Raw genomic sequence first — 19,839 nt, 5'->3', positions numbered from 1 at the left:
CAAGTTTCCCCCTGATCCTTGAGTCCACCGCAACGGTTGCCGGGAAGTGAAGGGGGAAAGCGCTCGGGGGGTATTCCTCAGGGCTTTGCGGGATACCGCCTTCCTGCTTGGACTCCGTCCCGCTGACGCGAACAGAGATAGGCAGGATGCGATCGCTTCTTTCCTGAACCATGTTCAGGAGAGTTCAGCGTGAATGTATCAGTGCTAAGACTGCCAAAAAACAAAGGGAGCCGCTGGCTTGCGGGTGTGCTGGGCGCGCTGATGTTGCTGGGATCCGGAATCACGGCCCAGGCTCAGTTCTTGTGGCCTGGCCATTCCCTTTTCCCCAGCTCTGGTTCCGTAGACAGTGCGGAACAGAGGGGATCCCACTTGGCTGCTCGGCTCGACGCCTACTGCCGACAGCCGCCCGAGGAGGTAGCGCGCAAGGCTCAACTGCGCCAGCAGGCTGCCCAGTCGAATGCTGCTTGGGCCGAGTACACCCAAGTTTTGGCCGAACATGGCGCTGCCTTGATTGCCTGCCGCAGCCAACGCTGGCCCCAGATCCAGGCTATCTGGGTACGTCTGCATCCCTGTGATGCCAATCCGGGCGTGTTGGATCAGGTGTTCGACCAAGTGGTAAACCTGGGCTACAACCGCGTCTTTATCGAGACCTTTTACGATGGCCGCTCTATTTTGCCGGATGGCGCAGGGGGGATCTGGCCCAGCTTACAGCCCAACGCCGACTTGTTGGATCTGGCTCTGAAGGCGGCACGACGCCGCGGCTTATCTGCCTATGCCTGGGTGTTTTCCCTCAATTTCGGTTACAGCTACGGACAACGGCCCGATCGACAGGTGGCCCTGGCCCGCAACGGTCGCGGCATAACCACTGTTCTGGATCCGGCAACAGCCCTTGGGGAAGATTTGGGCAGCCCGGATGAGGTGTTTGTGGATCCCTTTCATCCCTTGGCACGGCGGGATTTTGCCGAGTTAGTCCGCCGCATCCTACAGCGACAGCCGGATGGGATCCTTTTCGACTACATTCGCTATCCGCGTGGCTCAGGGGGATCCAGCGTGGCAGCCACCGTCCGAGACTTGTGGATTCATGGAGAGGCCGCTCGGAAAGCCTACCTCGATTTGGCAGAAAATCCAGCGGGTCGGGCATTGCTGGAGCGCTATTTGAGCCAGGGCTACATTGCAGTGGCAGATGTTCTCCATCTGGATGCCACCTATGCCGAAGAGCCCAGGTGGCGGCAGCCAGGGGATCCCTGGCCCAGCCCGACCGAGAAATGGGCGCTTTCCCCAGAGTTACTGGACTGGGCTGCCCAAGACATGGCCAGCAGGAATTGGCAGGGGGATCAGCTTTCCTCTGCAAAAGATTTACCAGAGAGTCTGGAGAAACCGGCGGATTACAGTTCTGAGGCAGCAGCACCAACTCCTGCCCCTTCCCCCACCCCCAGCGCCGCCGTTCGCCAAGAACGTTGGCAGCAGCAGCTTTGGCAGCTGAGCGTCGAGTTTGCCCGCTACGGCGTTCTCGATTATCTACAGCAGGCCGCCCAACCCGCCCAGAGGCTGGGGATCCCGGTGGGGGCTGTCTTCTTCCCAGAAGGCAACCAAGCAGTAGGAGAAGGGTTTGACGCTCGTCTGCAACCCTGGGACCGCTTTGATCCGGGTATGGAATGGCACCCAATGGCCTATGCCAAGTGCGAGGATAGCTCCTGTGTGGCGCAGCAGGTGGAGCAGGTCCTGGCTGTGGCCTCTCCCCAAACCTTTGTCTGCCCGGCCATTGCCGGTCTATGGGGACAAGCCCAGCGGCAACGCCCCAGCCTGGAAACCCAAACAGCAGAGCTGGCCCGCCGCTTCCCGCAGTTGCCCTGTGTGAGTCACTTCGCCCTCTCCTGGATCGAGCCGGAGCTGGAGCGCAGCCGTCGCACCTGTCAACTCTAACGCCCATCCCAATCTGAAAGTTAGGAATTCTGAACTTATGAGCCCTGAGCAATTTGATCTGATTAACCGCCTGTTTCAACTGACCTTTCAGATCGGGGATCGCTTGGGCTGTGAATCCTCAGATCCTGCTCAATTGTTGCTGACCAACCGGCCCAGCCTGGAATCCAGTTGCACATTCTTTCCTTCCGATTTCACCTACGAAGCCTTGGATCCCCAAGTGTGGGCCGACTACATGGCGGAAGTTCCGGCCTTAGCGCAGATGGCGAATATTTTGCAACCTTATCCTTTCACCTGTGGCATTTATCGCCAAGACGAGGTTTCGTGGTGGATTTGCGCCTTTTGGGCAGCCCAAGAGGACTTGGGAACCAACTTGCTCTTGCGCGCCCACAGAGTCGAAACTTAGGCGCTTGAGCCCTATCTCCTCTCCCTCATCGAGACGGGGATCGGCGTTACCGGAATCAAAGGGGCTGATAGCAGTCGTGGTTTTTATTACCATCTATTTCAACTGATCGCGCTAGCGGGCCAGAGGCCTTAGCAGGAAGCAACCGGTCGTTTGTTTCACCTTGACGGTGAGATAAATGACTATGCGTTGTGGAACGGTTTATTGCAATTGACCTACTCGCGACCGCTATAGCTGGCTTCCGCCCAGAGCGTGAGCTGGGGGCCTTACGGCACTCCTTCGTAAATCACATAGACTCCGGCGCACTCAGGCCGAGAATGCCGGTGAGGACGTTAAACAAAACCTGCTGCGTGGCCTGCACCAATTGGATGCGGGCTTGGGCCAAAAGGGGATCCTCTTTCAAGAGCGGCAAAATACGGCAGTTGTCGTAAAACTTGTTGAAATCGGCGGCGATGGCTTCTGCATAGCGGATGATCTTGTGGGGGGCGCGCTCTTCTGCGGCGGCGATCAGCTCATCCGGCAAGGCCAACAAGCGCAGCAGCAGGGCCCGCTCTTCTGGCTCTTTGTAGGGCAGTTTTTGTTGCTCCGTCAAAGGGACTTTGTTGGTCAGTTCAACCTTTTCTTCTTCCTGTAGCCGCCGCAGCAGAGTGCAACAGCGGGCATGGCTGTAGTGAACATACACGACCGGGTTATCGAAAGTTTGCTTGACGGCCAAATCCAAATCGAAGTTGATGGGGCTGTCCATGCTGCTGCTAAGCAAAAACCAGCGGGCTGCATCGACCCCCACGCCAATTTCTGGATCTTCGATCAGGTCATTGAGTGAGACAAAGTTGCCGGTGCGCTTGGACATGCGCACTTCGGTTTTCTCACCGGTTTGCGGGTCGGTTTTGAACAATTTGACAAATTGTCCAATCAAGATTTCCAGCTTGACATCTGGGCTGAAGGCACCCACCGCCGCCTTTAAGCGGCCGATATAGCCATGGTGATCCGAGCCAAGAATGTTGATCAGCCGGTGATATCCCCGCTGCACTTTATCCCGGTGGTAGGCAATATCGGCGGCTAGATAAGTGAACGAACCATCGGCCTTTTGCACCACCCGATCCTTGTCGTCGCCAAATTCTTGGGTTTTGAAATAGACGGCCTCTTCGGCCCCTGGCTTGGGATCCTCACCCCGGGGAGCCTTGGCCCTGTAGAGAAAGCCGCGTTCTTCCAGCTCCTGCAAAGCTTGCTGGATGGCGCTCAGGCCTGTCTGGGGATCGGGGGTGTGCAGGCGGCGCTCGCTAAACCAGTGATCAAACTCGGTGCGTAGTTGTTGCAGGGTCTGCTTTTGCCAGGCCAGCATTTCCCCATAGGCAAAATCGGTGTACTCCTCTAGGGTGGTGGGCAGAGGGCGGATCCCGGCCTTGACCTGACCCAACAGCCGCCGGGCAATATCGACCAAGTAACTGCCATGGTAGGCATCTTCGGGCAGAGCCACCTCTTCCCCCTGCAGTTGCCGCACCCGCACCTCCAGAGACTGGCCCAAGAGCCGCATCTGGTTGCCGGCATCGTTGATGTAAAACTCCCGCTCCACCTGGTGCCCCGTCCAGCGCAGCAGGTTGGCCACTGTGGAGCCGACGGCAGCCCAACGCCCATGGCCCACATGCAAAGGCCCCGTCGGGTTGGCGGAGACAAACTCCAGCAGAATGCGCTCGGGATGGGGGGTGGCTGTTTTGCCGAAGTGTTCTCCCAGATGCAGCAGCTCCTGCAGGCGCTCGGCCAAAAAGGGATCCCCCAGCCGGAAGTTGAGATACCCTCCTCCCGCCACCTGAGTTTCGATGTCCGGCAGATCCAGATGGCTCTGCAGGGTTTGGGCGATCTGGGCCGGTGCTAGGCGGCAGAGCTTGGCCATGCCCAGGGGGGTGGGACAGGCGTAATCGCCGTAGCGAGGGTCGCTGGGGATCTGGATCACGGGGGCAATCGCTGTGGCTTGCTGGGGGGCCAGGGATCCCAGTTGGCCTGCTTCTGCTGCCTGTCGAATGGCCTCAGATACAGCACCGGCGAGAAAGCGAACCAGGGAGGTGGAAGGGGATTGGATGGCCATGGTTGAAGAGGGATACACGTGAGTTAAGAGCAATGGCGATCGGGATCCCTGCGGCAGCAGGAGCACTATCATACCGGCAACGAACCGGCCATGACCAAGGCAGAGTTCTCACCTTGGCTAAAAGGGGATCCCCCAGCAGGTAAAGGTATCCTCAAATACAGAAGTTTGACTCCGCCTTGCTAAGTTGGTTGCTTATAGTCTTCACTCCATTGTTTGCCGCATTCCCGTTTGCGGATCCCTACTGAGCCAGGTGCTGTGGAGCATATAGATATGTCCATCCCGAAATCGTCGCGTCGTCAATTCCTTCAATCTGCTGCTGCGGCTGCCTCTTGGGTTGCCGTTGGAGGGCTAAAGGCGAGGGCTCAGAGCCGCGGGCCGCTTCTGGTTTCCCAGGGACTGACGCCCCTGAAGTTTACCCTCTCTTGGTTGCCCTCTTCGATGGATACCCCCCTTGTAACGGCGATCTTGAAGGGCTACTTCGCCGAAGAGGGGCTGGAGGTCACCTACGAGCGCGGCTATGGCTCCGCCGATTCCATCACCAAGATTGCCGCTGGCCAGTACGACCTGGGGGAAGGGGATCCCTACTCCATGATCGAGTTCAATGCCAAAAATCCGGACGTGCCCTTGGTAGCGATCTATGTCCACTTCAATCGCTCTCCCTTTGGCATCTACACCTTGAAAGATAAGGGCATTGGGGAGCCGGCCCAACTGGCGGGCAAGAAGCTAGGAGCACCGGCAGGGGATGCGCCGCGTCGGCTCTGGCCGGTCTTTGCCAAGCAAGTCGGCATCGATCCGGGGTCGGTGGAGTGGCTGACCATGGAGCCACAGTTGCGCGAACCTTTCCTCATCCAAGGTCGGGTGGATGCCATCAGCGGCTTTATGACCTCAGCCATGCCCAATCTGGTGCGGGGCGGCGTCAGCTTGGAGGACATCACGGCTTTCCTTTACAACGACTATGGCCTTGAGCTGTACGGCAATGCGCTCATCACTCGTGTGCAATTGCTGCGTGAGAAGCCTGAGCAATTCAAAGCTTTCTTGCGGGCCTATGTCAAGGGTTGGCAAGACACTATTCGTGATACCGATGGCAATATGTTGGCCCTTCTGGACAAAGCCAAGGCCGACGGACAAGTGCTGGATACGGCAATTGAGAAATTGCGCCTTACCCTGGCCATGCCGCGCCTGTTTGTTACCGATGAGGTGCGACAAATTGGTTTGGGGGATGTAGTGCCTGCTCGTATGGAAACCTCGATTGCTCAGGTGGTGGATGGCTTTGGCTTGCCCACTAAGCCCTCTCTAGAGCAAGTGTTTGATGGAAGTCTGCTCCCACCCAAGTCTGAGCGGATGATTGGATAATCTGGGTTAGGCCAGCAACGATTTTGAAGCCTCTGTCTATTGGCTTGCCGGTGCAGGCCAACTTATCCTGCTTGCTGGGAGGCTATTTCTGGCTGCAGGTGCGGTCTGCGTCCTTATTGGATCCCTCATCTGCGAAGTATCCCCAAAGCTTTTCGTGGCAGGGATCCCAGGCTGCTCCTGAAAGAGGCCGACGGGAGACCTGTTCGCGTTGGTGGATGGGAGACCGGAAGCGGCATGGAGCAGTAGGGGAGTGTCTCGAACTTTGTTTAGGGTTACCCAAGAACGCCGTAAGGCCCCTGCCTTTGGGCATGGGGAGCATGTCAATGAAATCAAACCTGAGAAACAGATGTATTGGGAAGAGTAGCTTAGGGGTGCTTGAAGTCGAGATAGCTTTTCCGATCCCGAAAAAAAGCTGAATAAGTTTGTGGTGCTCAGGGATCCCTTTTAATCTGGAGGGGATCACTAGGGAGTTTGGGCCCTTGGAAACTTTTGTTCTGATTAAGCAAGTTCCCGATCAAAACGCCAAGGCCGGCATCAACAGTGACGGCACGATCGATCGCGCCAAGGCCAAGCGGATGTTAAACCCTTTTGATCGCTATGCACTGGAAGCAGCTCTGCAAACCAAACGGCAACACGGGGCGAGAGTAACGGCAATTACAATGGGGCCACCCCCGGCCATTGAGGTGCTCTACGAGGCCATTGCCCACGGGGTGGATCGGGGCATTTTGATGACCGACCGCCGCTTGGCCGCTTCCGATACCCTAGCCACTGCCTATACTCTGGCCCAGACGGTTCGCTATGCTGGCCGGCCCGATGTGATCTTCTGCGGGCTCCAGACCACCGACGGCGATACGGCCCAGGTGGGGCCGCAGTTGGCGGAGCGGTTGGGGATCCCTCAGGTCACCTATTGCGAAGCCTTCGAGATTCGGGATGGGATCCTAGTGGCGCGGCGGGCCATCGAAGGGGGATCCCAAATCGTAATGGTGCCCCTGCCGGTTTTGATTACGGTGGCCAATTCCGCTCGGCGTTTGGCCTACCCCACTCTACGGGGTGTGCAGCGGGTGCAGCGGCTGATGCGGGATGAGGTGGCACGGGCCGAGGCGATCCAGATCCTCAACTTGGACGATGTGGGGGCAGACCCGGAGCGCTGCGGTCTCAAGGGATCTCCGACCATCGTGGCTGCCACCGAAAAAGTGGGGGAAATTGGCGGCAACTGTCAGATCTTTCAAGGGCAGTCCGTCCCCCAACTGGTCAACCAACTAACTCAGGCCGTTGACCTCTTCCGCTACGCGGCAACTTCCTAGATCTTCTGCCTTGCATCCCTCTGGCCAATTCTTATCTCCATCACCTTTCAATCCTCATCGTCTCATCTATCGATCCCAGGGTGGCTAGCCGGCGAAAGCTCCCGGTTTTGGGCAGTGAAAAGTTAACTCAGAAAGACTCTGCTGACCTCGTCGCAATTGCAACACCCAAGATTGCCCTCGACCCGATTCAATCCCGATCTCAACTTAGGAGTCACGGTTCTATGGATCGCAAGCGGATATTGGTCTTCGCGGAGCAGGTGAATGGGGAATTGCAGCCCATCGGCTTAGAGTTGTTGGGAGCCGGGCGGCGGCTGGCCGATAAGCTGGGAGCCACCCTGAGTGCCCTTGTTCTTGGACACAACATTGCCCATTTGCCCTCGATCCTGATCGGCCACGGGGCAGATCAAGTCTTCATTGCCGATCATCCGGAGTTGGCCGAATACCGCACCTTGCCCTACCGCCGGGTGATCACGGACTTGATCAAAAGCTGGCCCCAACCACCCCACACCATCCTGCTGGGATCCACCACCACCGGGCGAGATCTGGCCCCTCGCTTGGCCGCCCACCTGGAGACCGGCCTGACGGCAGACTGCACCGAATTGGACATCGGCCCCTTCGAGTACACCAATAGCAAAGATCCGAGCAAGTCTGGCCTCTTCCCCGACTGCCTCTACGCCATCCGGCCCAGCTTTGGCGAATCTCTCAAGGCCCGCATCCTCGGCCCGTGGAAAAACCCCCAAATGGCCACGGTGCGCCCAGGGGTGATGGTGCCTCTGCCCTGGGATGGATCCCGCCAGGGGGACGTGATCCCGGTGCCGGTCAACTTGGATCCCGGCGACCTGAGCCTGCAGGTTGTGGAAACGGTGCGCAACCTGTCCCAGGCGGTGGATCTCACCCGCGCCAAGGTGATCGTTTCCGGCGGCTACGGGCTGGGATCCCCAGAGGGATTTGAGCTGTTGAAGGAGTTGGCCGCTTGTTTCCCCAACAGCGCCGTCGGCTCCTCCCGCAAGGCCGTGGATTCTGGGTGGATCCCCTACGCCCATCAAGTGGGCCAAACCGGCAAGACCGTCCGACCTCAGCTCTACATTGCCTGCGGCATTTCCGGAGCCATCCAGCATCGCGTGGGCATGGACAAATCCCAGACGATCATCGCCATCAACAAAGACAGCTCTGCCCCCATCTTCAAATTTGCCCACTACGGTATCGTCGGGGATCTCTACCAGGTGGTACCCGAACTGATCCGTCAGATCCAGCAGGTCAAGTACCCCCAGCTAAAGGTGGGGGCTTGTGGAAGTAAGGTCTAGCCAGCCTGAAACCCCAAGGGCAAGGAAAGACTAGCCTGCCCAAGCAACCCAGTCATGGAGGGCGATTGAAGGGGACTGAGCCGACTGGGCGTGGCAGCCCACAGTACGTAGCGAATGCTTCCCTAGTTGGCTACCTCTACGTTGGTCAGTGGCGAAGGGACGTACATACTCCGAGTAGGAGACTTACCGCATGTTTGTGCCTGTCGTAGATCACAACCAAAACCCGCTCATGCCGACCACACCCAGTCGAGCCAGAAGGTGGATTAAGACCGGCAAGGCTACTCCCTTTTGGAAGAGAGGGGTGTTTTGAGTCCGGCTTAACGTGGAGCCTTCTGACCGGCAAACCCAACCCATAGCCGTCGGCATTGACCCAGGGAGCAAGAAAGAGGGGTGGTCGGTTAAATCCGCCGCACAGACCTACCTGAACCTCCAAGCGGACGCGGTCACCTGGGTGAAGGAGCATGTCGAACAACGGCGCATCATGCGTCGAGCGCGACGGTATCGCCAAACGCCCTGTCGTCAACCCAGGTTTAATCGCGCCAGGGGTGGGTTGCCCCCTTCCACCAAGGCTCGCTGGCAGTGGAAGCTACGTCTGGCTCGGTGGCTAAGCCAGTTGTTTCCCGTATCCGTATTTGTGGTTGAGGACATTAAGGCGAAGACCCGTGGCAAGCGCCGCTGGGACGTGTCTTTCTCTCCCTCAGAGGTGGGTAAGCAATGGTTCTATCGGCAGCTAGCCAATCTGGGACAGGTACTAACCCGCTCAGGGTGGGAAACCCAGCAGATGCGGGATGCCTTGGGTTTGCAGAAAACCAACAAAAAGACCGCCGAAGTGTTTGCGGCCCACTGCGTGGATGCGTGGGTGTTAGCCAACTCCGTGACCGGGGGGCACCTGCAGCCGGACAATCAGCAGATGCTTATGGTCGTTCCTCTGCGGTTTCATCGTCGTCAACTGCATCGTTTGCAACCGGGCAAAGGTGGGAAAAGACTTTCCTACGGGGGTATGCTGAGCTTAGGTTTGAGGCGGGGTAGTTTAGTGCGCCACCCCAAGTTTGGGCTCACCTTTGTCGGAGGCAGTTCTGCTGGAAGAGTAAGTCTGCATCGGTTGGAGGATGGGAAAAGGCTAACCCAGAGCGCCAGGAAAGAAGACGTAAAGTGTTTGAGCTTCTGTTCTTGGAGGTTCTACAGAAGAAACAAATAAAGCCGACCTAAAGGGCAGGGATTCTTTTCCGGGTTGCAGGATGATTCCCACTTCCTGGGCTACACCACTCTTGCGAGTGGTGGGGGATGCCATGACCCCAACTGCTGGGATGAACTCCCAGATACTTTTCCTGTTGACACTGCGCCATAGCACAAAGCCGCCCTAGTCGCGTCAGCGGGCCGTAGGCCCTAGGGCAGGGCTTGCAACCCAGTTTTCTTGGTCATAGATTGTGTTCATGGGATCCGCATACCGTTGTTGGCTGAGCTTGATCTGTCTGGTGTTGGTGGGATGCTGCTGGGGATCCCCGGCGTTGGCTGCCCATTCGTTGCCCTCCACAGTGGCAGAGGCGGCTCAGGTGTCGCCCCAGCTCGCTCGCGATGGGGGTATAGAGCACCTTTCCCTGACCGTAGCGCGGCAGCGGCTGGAAGCCATTGCCGAGGCCATGCGCTCAATTCGCCTGTGCAACCGGCCCAACTGCCGCTACCGAGATATCGCTGTGGACGTGTGGCCTGTGGACATATCCATCCCCAATGGTGGTGCCGAGCCGTTCTACGAGGGCAGCATCGACGCCATGATCGACCGTCCTTCCGGCAGCTTGGATAGAGCCCACTACCGGCTGCAGTTTCGCCAGGGGCGCTGGCAGTTGCTGGGGGGCGAAGAGGTGTCCGATGTCTCTTCCTTTTTCTTTGAAGGGGATACCTACGAGGTGTTCAGCGCCTACGGCACCCGCAGTCACAAAGCCAAGTTGGCAGATGCCGGCAGTAACCTGCGCGTGGGCTATCGGGAGCTGTATTACCGCGTTTTCGACCGGGGCCAAGAGCGTTTGCACTAGCGGTGCGGAGCATGATGAGAGGCCGGCAACACACCCTAGCCAGCTCTATTTCTCTGGAAGGCGTTGGCCTGCACACCGGCCTGCCGATTCGCTGCAGCCTGCATCCAGCTCCTGTCGGCAGCGGTCGGGTGTTTGTGCGGGTGGATCGACCGGGATCCCCTGAGATCCCGGCCCAGTTGGGATCCCTGGCCCCTGCCCATCTCTGCACCCTGCTGCAGCAGGGATCCCCCCCGGTTCAAGTGCAGACGGTGGAACACCTGTTGGCCGCCCTCTACGTCCTGGGCATTGACAACTGCCGCATCGAGGTGGAGGGGCCAGAGCTGCCGATTCTGGATGGCTCTGCCCTGCCTTTTGTGGAGGCCGTTGCCCAAGCCGGGATCCAAGCCCAAGATCAGCCGGCCCTGCTGGGGGTGATCCAAGAGCCGGTTACTGCCTGGGCGGGGGAAGCTTTCGTCAGCGCTCTCCCCCATCCCACAGCCCGCTTTACTTATGGCATCGATTTCGCCGATTGCCCCATTGGAGAACAGTGGTTGAGCTGGAGGGAGAACGGGCCAGATTTTGTCCAGTCCATTGCACCGGCCCGCACCTTCGCCCGCCAGCAGGATGTGGAGCTGGCCCGGGAACGGGGGCTGATCCAGGGGGGCAGCCTGGAAAATGCCATCGTCTGTAGCCAGACCGAGTGGTTGGGGCCACTGCGCTACCCAGATGAGCCGGTGCGCCATAAGCTGATAGATTTACTAGGAGATCTCAGCCTCCTGGGCTGCCGACTGCAGGGGCATGTTGTGGCCTACAAAGCGGGCCATGCTCTGCACCACCGTTTGGCCGAGCAGTTGCTCAAGAGTGGATCCCTGCTGATCCATGAAGAGCAAGGGGGAGAAAGAGATCCGGTTGCGTAGCCACAACCCTGCCATCCTCAGGTGCGACAGCGGTGCCGAGCACTTGCCTTCAAGGGGATCCGCTCTGTTGGAATCTCTTGATCTCTTCTCCGTAGATCCCTGGGTGCTCTTTTGGCTGAGTTCTGGCCTGCTTCCTCCCCATCCGGGGTTTCAGTTTTGTCTTCTGTCTCCACGGGTTCACCATGGCCTCTGATGTCTCCCCTCCTCCCCTCCTCTCGGCTGAGGCAGCCGCTCAATTGGCAACTGCTCCCCCTGTCTTCACAACGGAGCAGATTTTGGAGATCTTGCCCCATCGCTATCCTTTTTTGCTGGTGGATCGGGTTGTGGAGTATCAACCGGGGCAACGGGCAGTGGGCCTGAAAAACGTCACCTTCAACGAGCCCTTTTTTCAGGGGCATTTCCCCAACCGACCCATCATGCCCGGCGTCCTGATCGTCGAGGCTATGGCCCAGGTAGGGGGGATCGTGTTGACCAAGTTGCCGGACGTGGCCGGGCGCTTGGCCCTGTTTGCCGGGATCGATGGTGTTCGCTTTCGCCGCCCGGTGCTGCCGGGGGATCAACTGCTGCTCTCTGCCGACTTGCTCACCATTCGCCAGAGGCGCATTGGCAAGATGTTCTGCCGCGCTCAGGTGGGAGGACAACTGGTGACCGAGGGGGAACTGATGTTTTCCCTGGTGGATTGAGGGACAAATAGCGGCCATCCGAGAGGCGCTCTGCTGTGGGTCTTCTCACCAATTGAGATAAAGTGTTGGCATAGGGAGATGGCTCGGGGACTGCTTGCGCCTTTCTGTCGGGATACGGTAGACATATTGCTGCGTTGGGGTGGCAGCCTATTGGTCACGATGGCGGAGCGTAGCTCTAAGGTTGATCTCCCCCGGAGTCAAGCCTTGGTGATCCTTCGCGGGGTTGGGAGCGTAACCACAGTTGCTGGCTAGGTTGGAAATGAGTTCGTTCGCTTCAGCGGGATCCACTCCCAACGCCTCTGCAAGTGCGCCGCACCGCTCACGCGAGCGGATTCATCCCACCGCGGTGATCCATCCGAAAGCTGAGCTACACGAGACGGTGCAGGTTGGCCCGTATGCGGTGATCGGCGAGCATGTTCGTATCGCTGCCCATACGGTGGTGGGAGCCCATGTGGTGATCGATGGCTGGACGGAAATCGGCGAGGACAACCACATTTTTCCGGGAGCAGTTGTGGGCACCGAGCCTCAGGATCTGAAGTACAGCGGCGCCCCCTCTCAAGTGGTGATCGGCAGAGGCAATCGCATCCGCGAGTTTGTCACCATCAACCGGGCCACCAATGAAGGGGAAGCCACCCTGATCGGAGATCACAACCTGCTGATGGCCTACACCCATGTCGCCCACAACTGTGTCATCGAAAATCAGGTGGTGATTACCAATGCTGTCTCTTTGGCCGGCCACATCCACATCGAGTCTCAAGCCCGCATTGGCGGCATGGTCGGGATCCACCAGTTCACCCGCATCGGGCGCTTGGCCATGGTGGGGGCGATGAGCCGGGTTGACCGCGACGTTCCCCCCTACATGTTGGTGGAAGGACATCCAGCCCGCATTCGCGGTCTGAATTTGGTGGGGTTGCGGCGAGCCAAAGGGATGGAGGGATCCCTGCCCTTGCTGCGGCAGGTCTACCGATTTTTGTACCGCTCAGGGTTGCCTTTGGAAAAAGCGCTGCAAACGCTGCGCAGCAGCCTGTGTGTTGTTCGTAGCGGCGGTGCGGAGGGAGAGCGCCACATCCTTTCTCTGCAGGGGAAAGAGTGGGTGGACGAGACGGGATCCCTGCAACATCTGCTGCAATTTTTGGAAGACTCCCTCTCGCAGCCGCAACGACGAGGCCCTCTGCCGGCCCTACGCGGGAGAGGGGAAGATTCCTTATCGACAGCGATGCGGAGCACTTCAGAGCTGGATGATTGAGAACTGCGGTCGGGAGTGTAGCTCTGGTGAGCCACCTGTTCATCTGCACGGGCGAGGTCTCAGGGGATCTGCAGGCCGGCCATCTGATTGAAGAATTGCTGCGCCAGCGCCCTCAACTGCGCATCACAGCGGTCGGGGGAGAGCGCATGGCTGCTGCCGGGGCCCGTTTATTGCACCGCACTACCGAGATCAGCTCCGTTGGCATTTTAGAGGCTCTTCCCTTTATCGGCCCCGCCCTCTGGACGGAATGGAAGATTCGCCGCTTTTTGGCCCAAGACCCGCCAGATGTGGCTGTGCTGGTGGACTACATCGGCGTCAACAGCCGCATTGCCCGTCTGCTGCAACGGCGGCAGATCCCTGCTGTCTATTACATTGCCCCCCAAGAGTGGGTGTGGTCGCAGGATGCCCGCCTCACCTACCAACTGGCCCAGCAGATGCGGCTGATGTTGGCAATTTTCCCTGAGGAAGCCCGCTACTACGCGGCGGCAGGAGCCCATGTCCAGTATGTGGGCCATCCCCTGTTGGATATTTTGGCCGCTGTGCCCAGCCGTGCTGCAGCCAGAGCCCAGTTGGGGATCCCTGCCGAGGCTACAGTGGTGGTGGTGGTGCCGGCTTCGCGGCGGCAAGAGCTGCGCTCGGTTCTGCCTGTCCTGCTCAAGGCGGCCCAGTTGCTGCAAGCTCACCTGCCCCAAGTGCAGTTTTGGGTGCCCTTGGCCTCGCCCCGTTTTGCTGCCCCAATCGCGCGGGCTGCCCACCGTCTTGGGTTAAACCTCACCCTTTTGGATCCCCAAGCTCTGCCCTTCTTCTCCCCCCACAAAGCCCATCACCTCGCCTTGGCAGCGGCTGATTTGGTGTTGGCCAAGTCCGGCACGGTGAACTTGGAAACGGCCATCTTAGGGATCCCCCAGGTGGTGATCTATCGCCTTAACCCCCTCACCTTCTGGATCGCCCGCCATTGGCTGAGGGTGTCGGTGCCCTTCATGTCTCCGCCCAACCTGGTGCAGATGCGCCCCATTGTCCCGGAGTTGCTGCAGGAGCAGGCCCAGCCAGAGAAGATTGCCCAACTGGCGCTGGAGTTGCTAACTCGGCCCGAACGCAAAGCCCAACTGCAAGCCGACTACGCCGCGATGCGGGCAGCCCTAGGAGAACCCGGCGTTCTGGCTCGCGCTGCCAAGGCCATCCTAGAGGTGTTGGATGGCGAAGCTGGATCGAAGCAGGATCCCTTCCGCCGCTAACTCCGGCGACCCAGCACCTGGGGCACGGCCCGTCCTCCCGCCAAGGCCGCTGTCGAATCCTCCTCTTCCAGATACTCAGCATCTTGGTTGACCCGCCACCCATCGTAGCGCCGTTCCCCTGCCACAATGTTGCGAGCGGCCAAGAGGCCCGTCATCATGGCGTGATCTTGGTTACTATAGCGGTGCATGCCGTTGCGACCTGCCACCTGCAAATTGGGCAGTGCCTCTTCCAAAAAGGCCCGAATGGTCTGGATGTGAGCTTGATAGCCTTGGTTGTAACCTTGCGATCCAGTTGTACCGGCTGCCCGGCTTCTGCCAGCAAGGTTTGAACGCGCTCCCATATCTGGCCTGGCCCTAGGCGAGGATAGCGAAAGCGATCGATCAGGGTTTTGATCACTCCCCCTCGGCTGGGGAAAAAGGTTTTACGGATCAAAGAAGCCATCGACAGACCCTTGATCCGCTGGGCTGCCCAGTCGGCGCTGATCTCGTGACAAGGGATCCCCCACACCTTCTCGGTGTAGGTCTTAAAAAAAGTGCGGTACAGCCGTTCCCCAAACTGGTTGATGACCCAATCTTCAAAAGATACGGGATTGAGCCTGGGAAAGAGGCGCGCCTTTAGGTAGCTGAGCAGACAGAGACTGGTAAACCCTAGCCCCAGTTTGGCAAAGACATCCGCAGGTCGAATCGGATAGTCGAAGAAAACACCTCGATAAAAAATGCGGGAAAGCCGCCGACAAACCTGCATTTCCGAGCCCAAAATTTCCGTCCACAGGGCCTCAATTTCCGCCGACTTGGAGAAAAAGCGGTGCCCACCGATATCAAAGCGATAGCCTTGGTAGGTTACAGTGCAGGATAGCCCCCCACCTGAACCGGATCCGCTTCCAAAACCGTTACCGGGTAGCCCTGCTTGTTCAGCTCGTAGGCGGCACTCAATCCAGCTGGCCCCGCCCCGATCACCACTGTGGACTGCACTCTGGATAGCTGCCTTGAGGTACCATCTGGTAGTGGGGTCATTTCCTCAGAAATGTTCTCAGAAACAGTCATGGCAACTTCTCACACCACCTCGTCAATCCTAACGGAAATAGGTCTGTTCAAGGGATCCCCGGCCTGGGCGCGAAAGTGCTATGCCTACGGCACCCCGTCGGGAACCGCACCGCTAACGCGAAAGATTAAGCTGGAGACAGATTAGAGATCCCTTTTGTGTGCAAAGAAAGCCTTGGTGCTTCGCACCGCCGTCGCGAATGGCCGACTCTGTGGAGTGAATTTTGTGCAATCTCCCCCCATCCCCAATCCTGGACATCTGCTGACAAATGCTTCGCCGACAGTACTGTTGGCCGATGACGACCCATGCATACGCGGGTACTTGACCCACCTGTTGGTTCATGAAGGCTATCAAGTGGCAGAGGCTGAAGACGGCGACCAAGCCTTGCTGCTCTTCGGTCAAACTCAGCCTCAAATTGCCCTGCTGGACGCCCTCATGCCCGGCACGGATGGGTTCGAGTGTTGCCGCCGCCTGCGGGCTTTGGATGCGAATCTGCCCTGCTTGATGATTACCTCGCTCGAGGATCAAGCTTCCGTAGACAAAGCCTTTGCTGCCGGAGCCAGCGACTACATGACCAAGCCCATTCACTGGCCGATAATGCGTCAGCGCATCCAACACCTGATCAAGGCCCGCCAGAACTTGTTGAACCTACGCCAACAGGCGGCCCGCGAGCAAGCCCTGAACCGCATCGTCCGAGCCATTCCCACTTCTTTGCAGTTGGATCAAATCCTTGCTGCCGTCACCCGCGAGATAGGCCATCTGCTAGAGGCGGATCGGGTAAGCATCAGCATCTATCAGCCTCAGCAACAGCATTGGCGCATTGTCTCCGAGTACAGCACTCAACAGGATGGCTACCTGGGCTGTCTCATTCCCGATTCCGAAAGCCCCATTGCTCAGCAACTGAAGCAGGGGAAAGTGATGTTGCTGGAGGCAGCCGACCAAGCCAAAGACTGGGTCTACATCTCCGCCATGGCCAAAGCCTATCCTGGCAGTTGGCTGCTGGTACCGCTCTACGGTGGCGAAAACCCCGAATCTGGCCCGACCCACCCCACCCTTTGGGGCAGCCTGTGCCTGCAACTGAAAACAGCACGTCCCGGTTGGCTGGCCACCAATCAGGATCTGATCTTGGCCCTGGCCGATCACCTCTCCATCGCCATTCGGCAGGCGGAACTGTTCCAACAGGTTCAGGAGCTGAACCGCACCCTGGAAGAAAAGGTACAGGCCCGCACCGCCCAACTGGATCGCCAAGTACAGGAATTGCAGCGGCTGGATTGCCTGAAAAATGACTTCCTTAGCACGGTGTCCCACGAGCTGCGCACCCCTCTTTCCAACATGAAAATGGCCATCCGCCTGCTCAGCTCCGTCCTGCTGCCTGCCCAGGGCGCTGCCCGATCCCCGGATCTGGCCAAAATCTCTCAGTACTTGAAGGTGTTGGACAACGAATGTGAGCGGGAGATCAGACTGGTCGAGGATCTGCTGGAACTGCAGCAGTTAGAGGTGCTCAAGGGACTCCGTCCCGCTAACGCGAACGGTTCACAGCGGCCCTGCTGGTTGGAGCTGCAAGAGTGGTTGCCCCAGATCGCGGAGCCCTTTGCTCAGGAGGCCCATAGCCGCCATCAGCGCTTCAGCCTTGGGATCCCTCCAGGACTGCCTGCCATTTTTACCCTGCCGGGAGTGCTAAAGTCGGTGCTGGCGGAATTGCTGAAAAATGCATGTAAATTCACCCCTGCTGGGCACCTGATCAGCCTTCAGGCCACCTGCCATTCCGACCACCTGGACATCCAAGTCCTCAACACCGGCGTAACCATTCCCCTGGAAGAGCAAAAGCGGGTATTTGAGAAGTTCTATCGGGTGCCCAGCGCGGATCCCTGGCGGCAAGGGGGGACAGGGTTGGGGTTGGCCCTCGTGCAGCAGCGGGTAAGTCTGTTGCAAGGAAGCATTCACCTCAACAGCGAGGCCAATCGCACCTGTTTTACTTTGCGGCTGCCTCAGGTTCTCCCTGCCTTTGGCCAAGGCAAGCCAGCTCAGCCTAGGGTGTAGGCGTCGGGGTAGCCGGCTTTGGAGAGTTGGAAGCTTCCCCTTCCTGCAAAACTTCTTGCAAGCGCACACGAACCCGCTGGTTGAGGACGGGATTTTCGTTGGCCAAGGTCATCAATTCGCGGTATTGAAGCACCGTCAGCCCTTGCTCTTCAACAATGCGGCTGGCTTGGGTTTCTGTGCGCCGCATAATTTGCTCGTACTCTTCCTCGTTCTGGGTTTCCCGCAGTTGGGCGCTGGCTTCCCGAATCAGGGGATCCAACTCCAACAAAATCCGCACCAACTGTTCCACCTGGGCATCGGTGACTTGCTCTGGGGTTAGAGTCGGAGATGCCAGAGGGCTAGGAGTTGCTGTGGCCGGAGCCTCCCCCGAAGTTGGAGAAGCAGTGGCAGCAGGGCTAGGCAGCGGGGTTGCTCCCTGTGCCCAAACCGGCAGGGATCCCAGGCTGAGTCCCAGACCCATCAGCAATCCAAATTTCATCATGCCCAAAACTCCCTAGACCCAGACAAGATAAACCCAAATAGACTTAAGTCCTTGAGGCGCAGCCAAGCCTGAAGTAAGGCTAGCAAGATGCCTGAATTCCGTCTAATCGGTTCAACGCAGTCCTGAATGCCCATCAAGCCCATTCCAGCTTGCCGGTCACCTGGCGCGGGATCTATCCAATCCCTACGGTACCAGAACTCCTCACTCCAGGGCTCCCAGGATGAACTCGCGAAAGGGCTGTGTGGACATGCTGGGGATCTGCAGTGGATCTCTTGTAGAAACAAGAAGTTGGTTGTACAGTCTTACATGCGCTGTTCAACGGTAGCCCGGCACCGGAGTGCCCCTTTCTCTCCTCGGTTGAGCAGCTCCAGACTTGCAGCATTGGCAATTGACTTAGCACTTCAGCCCAAAGGGGGTTGTCTTGAAGCTGAGCTTAGGTATATGTTCTGTTGAGTATCGTTTTTGTTAATGTTAGGCTAGGGGCCAGATTTGATGCGGATCTCCCACATCGGCATCTGACTTTCTTCGCAGGTGTCAGAGCCCGTGGATCCCCTATCAATATCAGCAGTCAACCTAGCAAACGCCCAATCGCCAGCTCTCTTTGCAGGCGATTGTTGAAGGATTTTTTGTTCGGAGAAAGGTTCCCGATTAGATTTTTTTGGGCGCGTCCATAAGTAACCCTTCAAGGGCTTTGAGGGCGGCTGCTGTCTTTATTGCCTTTGTAAAAGATGATAACAAAAATGGGTAAAAGTTATTGCTTTTCTTAAGCAGCGCTGATATATTCTTTGCGGTTGCGGTTGTTCGGTCATCCTTCTACAGGAGGCTTACATTGGTTAGGAGAAGAAAGCGTAAGAGTCGCCGTCGTCTGGAAGGGCGCAAAATTTTAGATCACATTCCTCAATTTAATCTGGACAGTGGTGAAGAGAAGTCTGTAACCGCTGCTCGAAAGTATATTCAGGAAAAGTCTATTCAGCCCCCCGCGCTGATTTTGGTGCGGCGAAATGAGCATACCGTTGATCGGTTTTTTTGGGCGGAGAAGGGGTTGTTCGGCGCGCAATATGTCGAGGAAAACCACTTCCTTTTTCCCAGCCTGCGAGCTTTGCTAGCGGAGGTTGCGGCTGAGAAGCCGGAGAAAAAATCCTCGAAGGTTCTTGCAACTGCCGCTCGCTAGCCTCTGACCAGCTTTTCCTATTAGCAGGAGCTCAGGAAACAGCCCCCCTACCCTGGGGGGTTTGTTGCAGCCGCTCTCAGAAGATCGAAAGAACTGACCCTGTGTACGGGATCCCTCCCCACGGGTTGAGCTCCTGCTGCCTCACTCGCCATACTCGACCTGCTGGCGGCAGCAAGGGCACCACGCGCTACCCTACAAGGGATCTCGTCGGGAGATGCCGGATGAGCCGACTGCCTCAAACCACTGCCCATGTCCAAATTACCCGCCGCTCTTGGCAAGAGGGGGCCATTGAGGGGGAAGTCAATGCCAATGGTTGGGTTTGGCGCTTTTGCTGGCGCTTTCGGGCCGGGGAACTCAGAGTGGAGCCTTCTGTGGGGCGGGCTTTGATTTGCGAGCCCTTGAGCCGTTTTCTGGAAAAATCGGACTATCTGCTGGAACCGGGCAGCAACTATTCGTTTGTAATTCGCAGCAGCTTGTGAACTCCTCTCAAGCTGCACAGAGCTTTTGCCCAGCACCAAAGACCGGGGCTGAGCATTGGAAGGCACCTGTTAGGGTAAACTACCCGGCACCCGCGCTATGCGCAGGGTGCGGGCTTTATCCCAATCCCTAGCGGCCCCAGAGGGCAGCTAAGTTTCGGAATTTCAGGCG

The 19,839-nt window shown here is 58.1% G+C and carries 18 protein-coding genes and 1 pseudogene; 14 read left to right on the top strand and 5 right to left on the bottom strand.

The genetic code is table 11. The annotated features are described in order from the left end of the window. Positions 1-369: 369 nt before the first annotated feature. Together ACVWZ1_RS11905 and ACVWZ1_RS11900 are read left to right on the top strand one after the other, a co-directional pair. Entirely contained in the window at positions 370-1,923 is a 1,554-nt protein-coding gene (locus ACVWZ1_RS11905) for a hypothetical protein (protein ID WP_457503465.1), read from the top strand. Between the two features lie 37 nt (positions 1,924-1,960). Beyond that, a complete protein-coding gene (locus tag ACVWZ1_RS11900; RefSeq protein ID WP_011433539.1) occupies positions 1,961-2,326 on the top strand; it encodes a hypothetical protein in 366 nt (121 codons plus the stop codon). 283 nt (positions 2,327-2,609) lie between these two features. On the opposite strand, the gene argS is transcribed toward ACVWZ1_RS11900, so the two are convergent. Next, the gene (gene argS, locus ACVWZ1_RS11895) at positions 2,610-4,406 is read right to left on the bottom strand and encodes an arginine--tRNA ligase (protein ID WP_457503472.1); all 1,797 of its coding nucleotides are present in this window, start codon (positions 4,404-4,406) and stop codon (positions 2,610-2,612) included. 270 nt (positions 4,407-4,676) lie between these two features. On the opposite strand from argS, the gene ACVWZ1_RS11890 reads away from it, so the two are divergent. The 9 genes and pseudogenes from ACVWZ1_RS11890 to lpxB all read left to right on the top strand — a co-directional run bounded on the left by ACVWZ1_RS11890 (position 4,677) and on the right by lpxB (position 14,457). Then, positions 4,677-5,759 carry an ABC transporter substrate-binding protein gene (locus ACVWZ1_RS11890; protein WP_457466457.1) on the top strand — a complete coding sequence of 361 codons (1,083 nt, stop codon included), beginning with the start codon at positions 4,677-4,679 and terminating at the stop codon, positions 5,757-5,759. 479 nt (positions 5,760-6,238) lie between these two features. Continuing rightward, positions 6,239-7,063: an electron transfer flavoprotein subunit beta/FixA family protein gene (locus ACVWZ1_RS11885; protein ID WP_457466456.1), complete on the top strand. Its 825-nt coding sequence runs from the start codon at positions 6,239-6,241 to the stop codon at positions 7,061-7,063. Between the two features lie 221 nt (positions 7,064-7,284). After that, on the top strand, positions 7,285-8,367 hold the full coding sequence (locus ACVWZ1_RS11880) for an electron transfer flavoprotein subunit alpha/FixB family protein (protein ID WP_457466455.1): 1,083 nt from the start codon (positions 7,285-7,287) through the stop codon (positions 8,365-8,367). 190 nt (positions 8,368-8,557) lie between these two features. After that, positions 8,558-9,565: pseudogene (locus tag ACVWZ1_RS11875) on the top strand (RRXRR domain-containing protein). A 235-nt stretch (positions 9,566-9,800) separates the two neighbouring features. Next, positions 9,801-10,397: a hypothetical protein gene (locus ACVWZ1_RS11870; RefSeq protein ID WP_457466454.1), complete on the top strand. Its 597-nt coding sequence runs from the start codon at positions 9,801-9,803 to the stop codon at positions 10,395-10,397. A 14-nt stretch (positions 10,398-10,411) separates the two neighbouring features. Beyond that, complete coding sequence (lpxC, locus tag ACVWZ1_RS11865) at positions 10,412-11,293, top strand: UDP-3-O-acyl-N-acetylglucosamine deacetylase (RefSeq protein WP_414408679.1); 882 nt, start codon at positions 10,412-10,414, stop codon at positions 11,291-11,293. A gap of 182 nt (positions 11,294-11,475) precedes the next feature. Further along, entirely contained in the window at positions 11,476-11,976 is a 501-nt protein-coding gene (gene fabZ / locus ACVWZ1_RS11860; RefSeq protein WP_414355588.1) for a 3-hydroxyacyl-ACP dehydratase FabZ, read from the top strand. A 259-nt stretch (positions 11,977-12,235) separates the two neighbouring features. Continuing rightward, positions 12,236-13,222 carry an acyl-ACP--UDP-N-acetylglucosamine O-acyltransferase gene (gene lpxA, locus ACVWZ1_RS11855; protein ID WP_414355587.1) on the top strand — a complete coding sequence of 329 codons (987 nt, stop codon included), beginning with the start codon at positions 12,236-12,238 and terminating at the stop codon, positions 13,220-13,222. A 26-nt stretch (positions 13,223-13,248) separates the two neighbouring features. Beyond that, complete coding sequence (lpxB, locus tag ACVWZ1_RS11850) at positions 13,249-14,457, top strand: lipid-A-disaccharide synthase (RefSeq protein WP_414355586.1); 1,209 nt, start codon at positions 13,249-13,251, stop codon at positions 14,455-14,457. Here the strand turns inward: lpxB and ACVWZ1_RS11845 are convergent. From ACVWZ1_RS11845 to ACVWZ1_RS11835, 3 genes are all read right to left on the bottom strand, one after another. Next, a complete protein-coding gene (locus ACVWZ1_RS11845) occupies positions 14,454-14,645 on the bottom strand; it encodes a hypothetical protein (RefSeq protein ID WP_457503464.1) in 192 nt (63 codons plus the stop codon). The genes lpxB and ACVWZ1_RS11845 overlap by 4 nt on opposite strands. Next, positions 14,612-15,202: a hypothetical protein gene (locus ACVWZ1_RS11840; protein ID WP_457503463.1), complete on the bottom strand. Its 591-nt coding sequence runs from the start codon at positions 15,200-15,202 to the stop codon at positions 14,612-14,614. Before ACVWZ1_RS11840 ends, ACVWZ1_RS11845 begins: the two co-directional genes overlap by 34 nt. Before the next feature lie 95 nt (positions 15,203-15,297). Beyond that, positions 15,298-15,501: an FAD-dependent oxidoreductase gene (locus tag ACVWZ1_RS11835; protein ID WP_457503462.1), complete on the bottom strand. Its 204-nt coding sequence runs from the start codon at positions 15,499-15,501 to the stop codon at positions 15,298-15,300. A gap of 175 nt (positions 15,502-15,676) precedes the next feature. Here ACVWZ1_RS11835 and ACVWZ1_RS11830 point away from each other — a divergent pair, with 175 nt between their 5' ends. Then, a complete protein-coding gene (locus tag ACVWZ1_RS11830; RefSeq protein ID WP_457503470.1) occupies positions 15,677-17,539 on the top strand; it encodes a response regulator in 1,863 nt (620 codons plus the stop codon). Here ACVWZ1_RS11830 and ACVWZ1_RS11825 read toward each other — a convergent pair. Then, positions 17,529-18,020: a DUF4168 domain-containing protein gene (locus tag ACVWZ1_RS11825; protein WP_414355582.1), complete on the bottom strand. Its 492-nt coding sequence runs from the start codon at positions 18,018-18,020 to the stop codon at positions 17,529-17,531. The two genes, ACVWZ1_RS11830 and ACVWZ1_RS11825, sit on opposite strands and share 11 nt — an antisense overlap. An 829-nt stretch (positions 18,021-18,849) precedes the next feature. On the opposite strand from ACVWZ1_RS11825, the gene ACVWZ1_RS11820 reads away from it, so the two are divergent. Both ACVWZ1_RS11820 and ACVWZ1_RS11815 read left to right on the top strand, forming a co-directional pair. After that, positions 18,850-19,191, top strand: a complete 342-nt coding sequence (locus tag ACVWZ1_RS11820; RefSeq protein WP_414355581.1) for a DUF3155 domain-containing protein — start codon at positions 18,850-18,852, stop codon at positions 19,189-19,191. A gap of 221 nt (positions 19,192-19,412) precedes the next feature. Next, positions 19,413-19,670, top strand: a complete 258-nt coding sequence (locus tag ACVWZ1_RS11815; RefSeq protein WP_457466450.1) for a DUF3146 family protein — start codon at positions 19,413-19,415, stop codon at positions 19,668-19,670. Positions 19,671-19,839 lie beyond the last annotated feature (169 nt).

The sequence above is a fragment of the Thermostichus sp. MS-CIW-25 genome (assembly GCF_054060015.1).
Note: the sequence above shows the minus strand (reverse complement) of the source record. Positions and strands in the feature narration are given on the sequence as shown.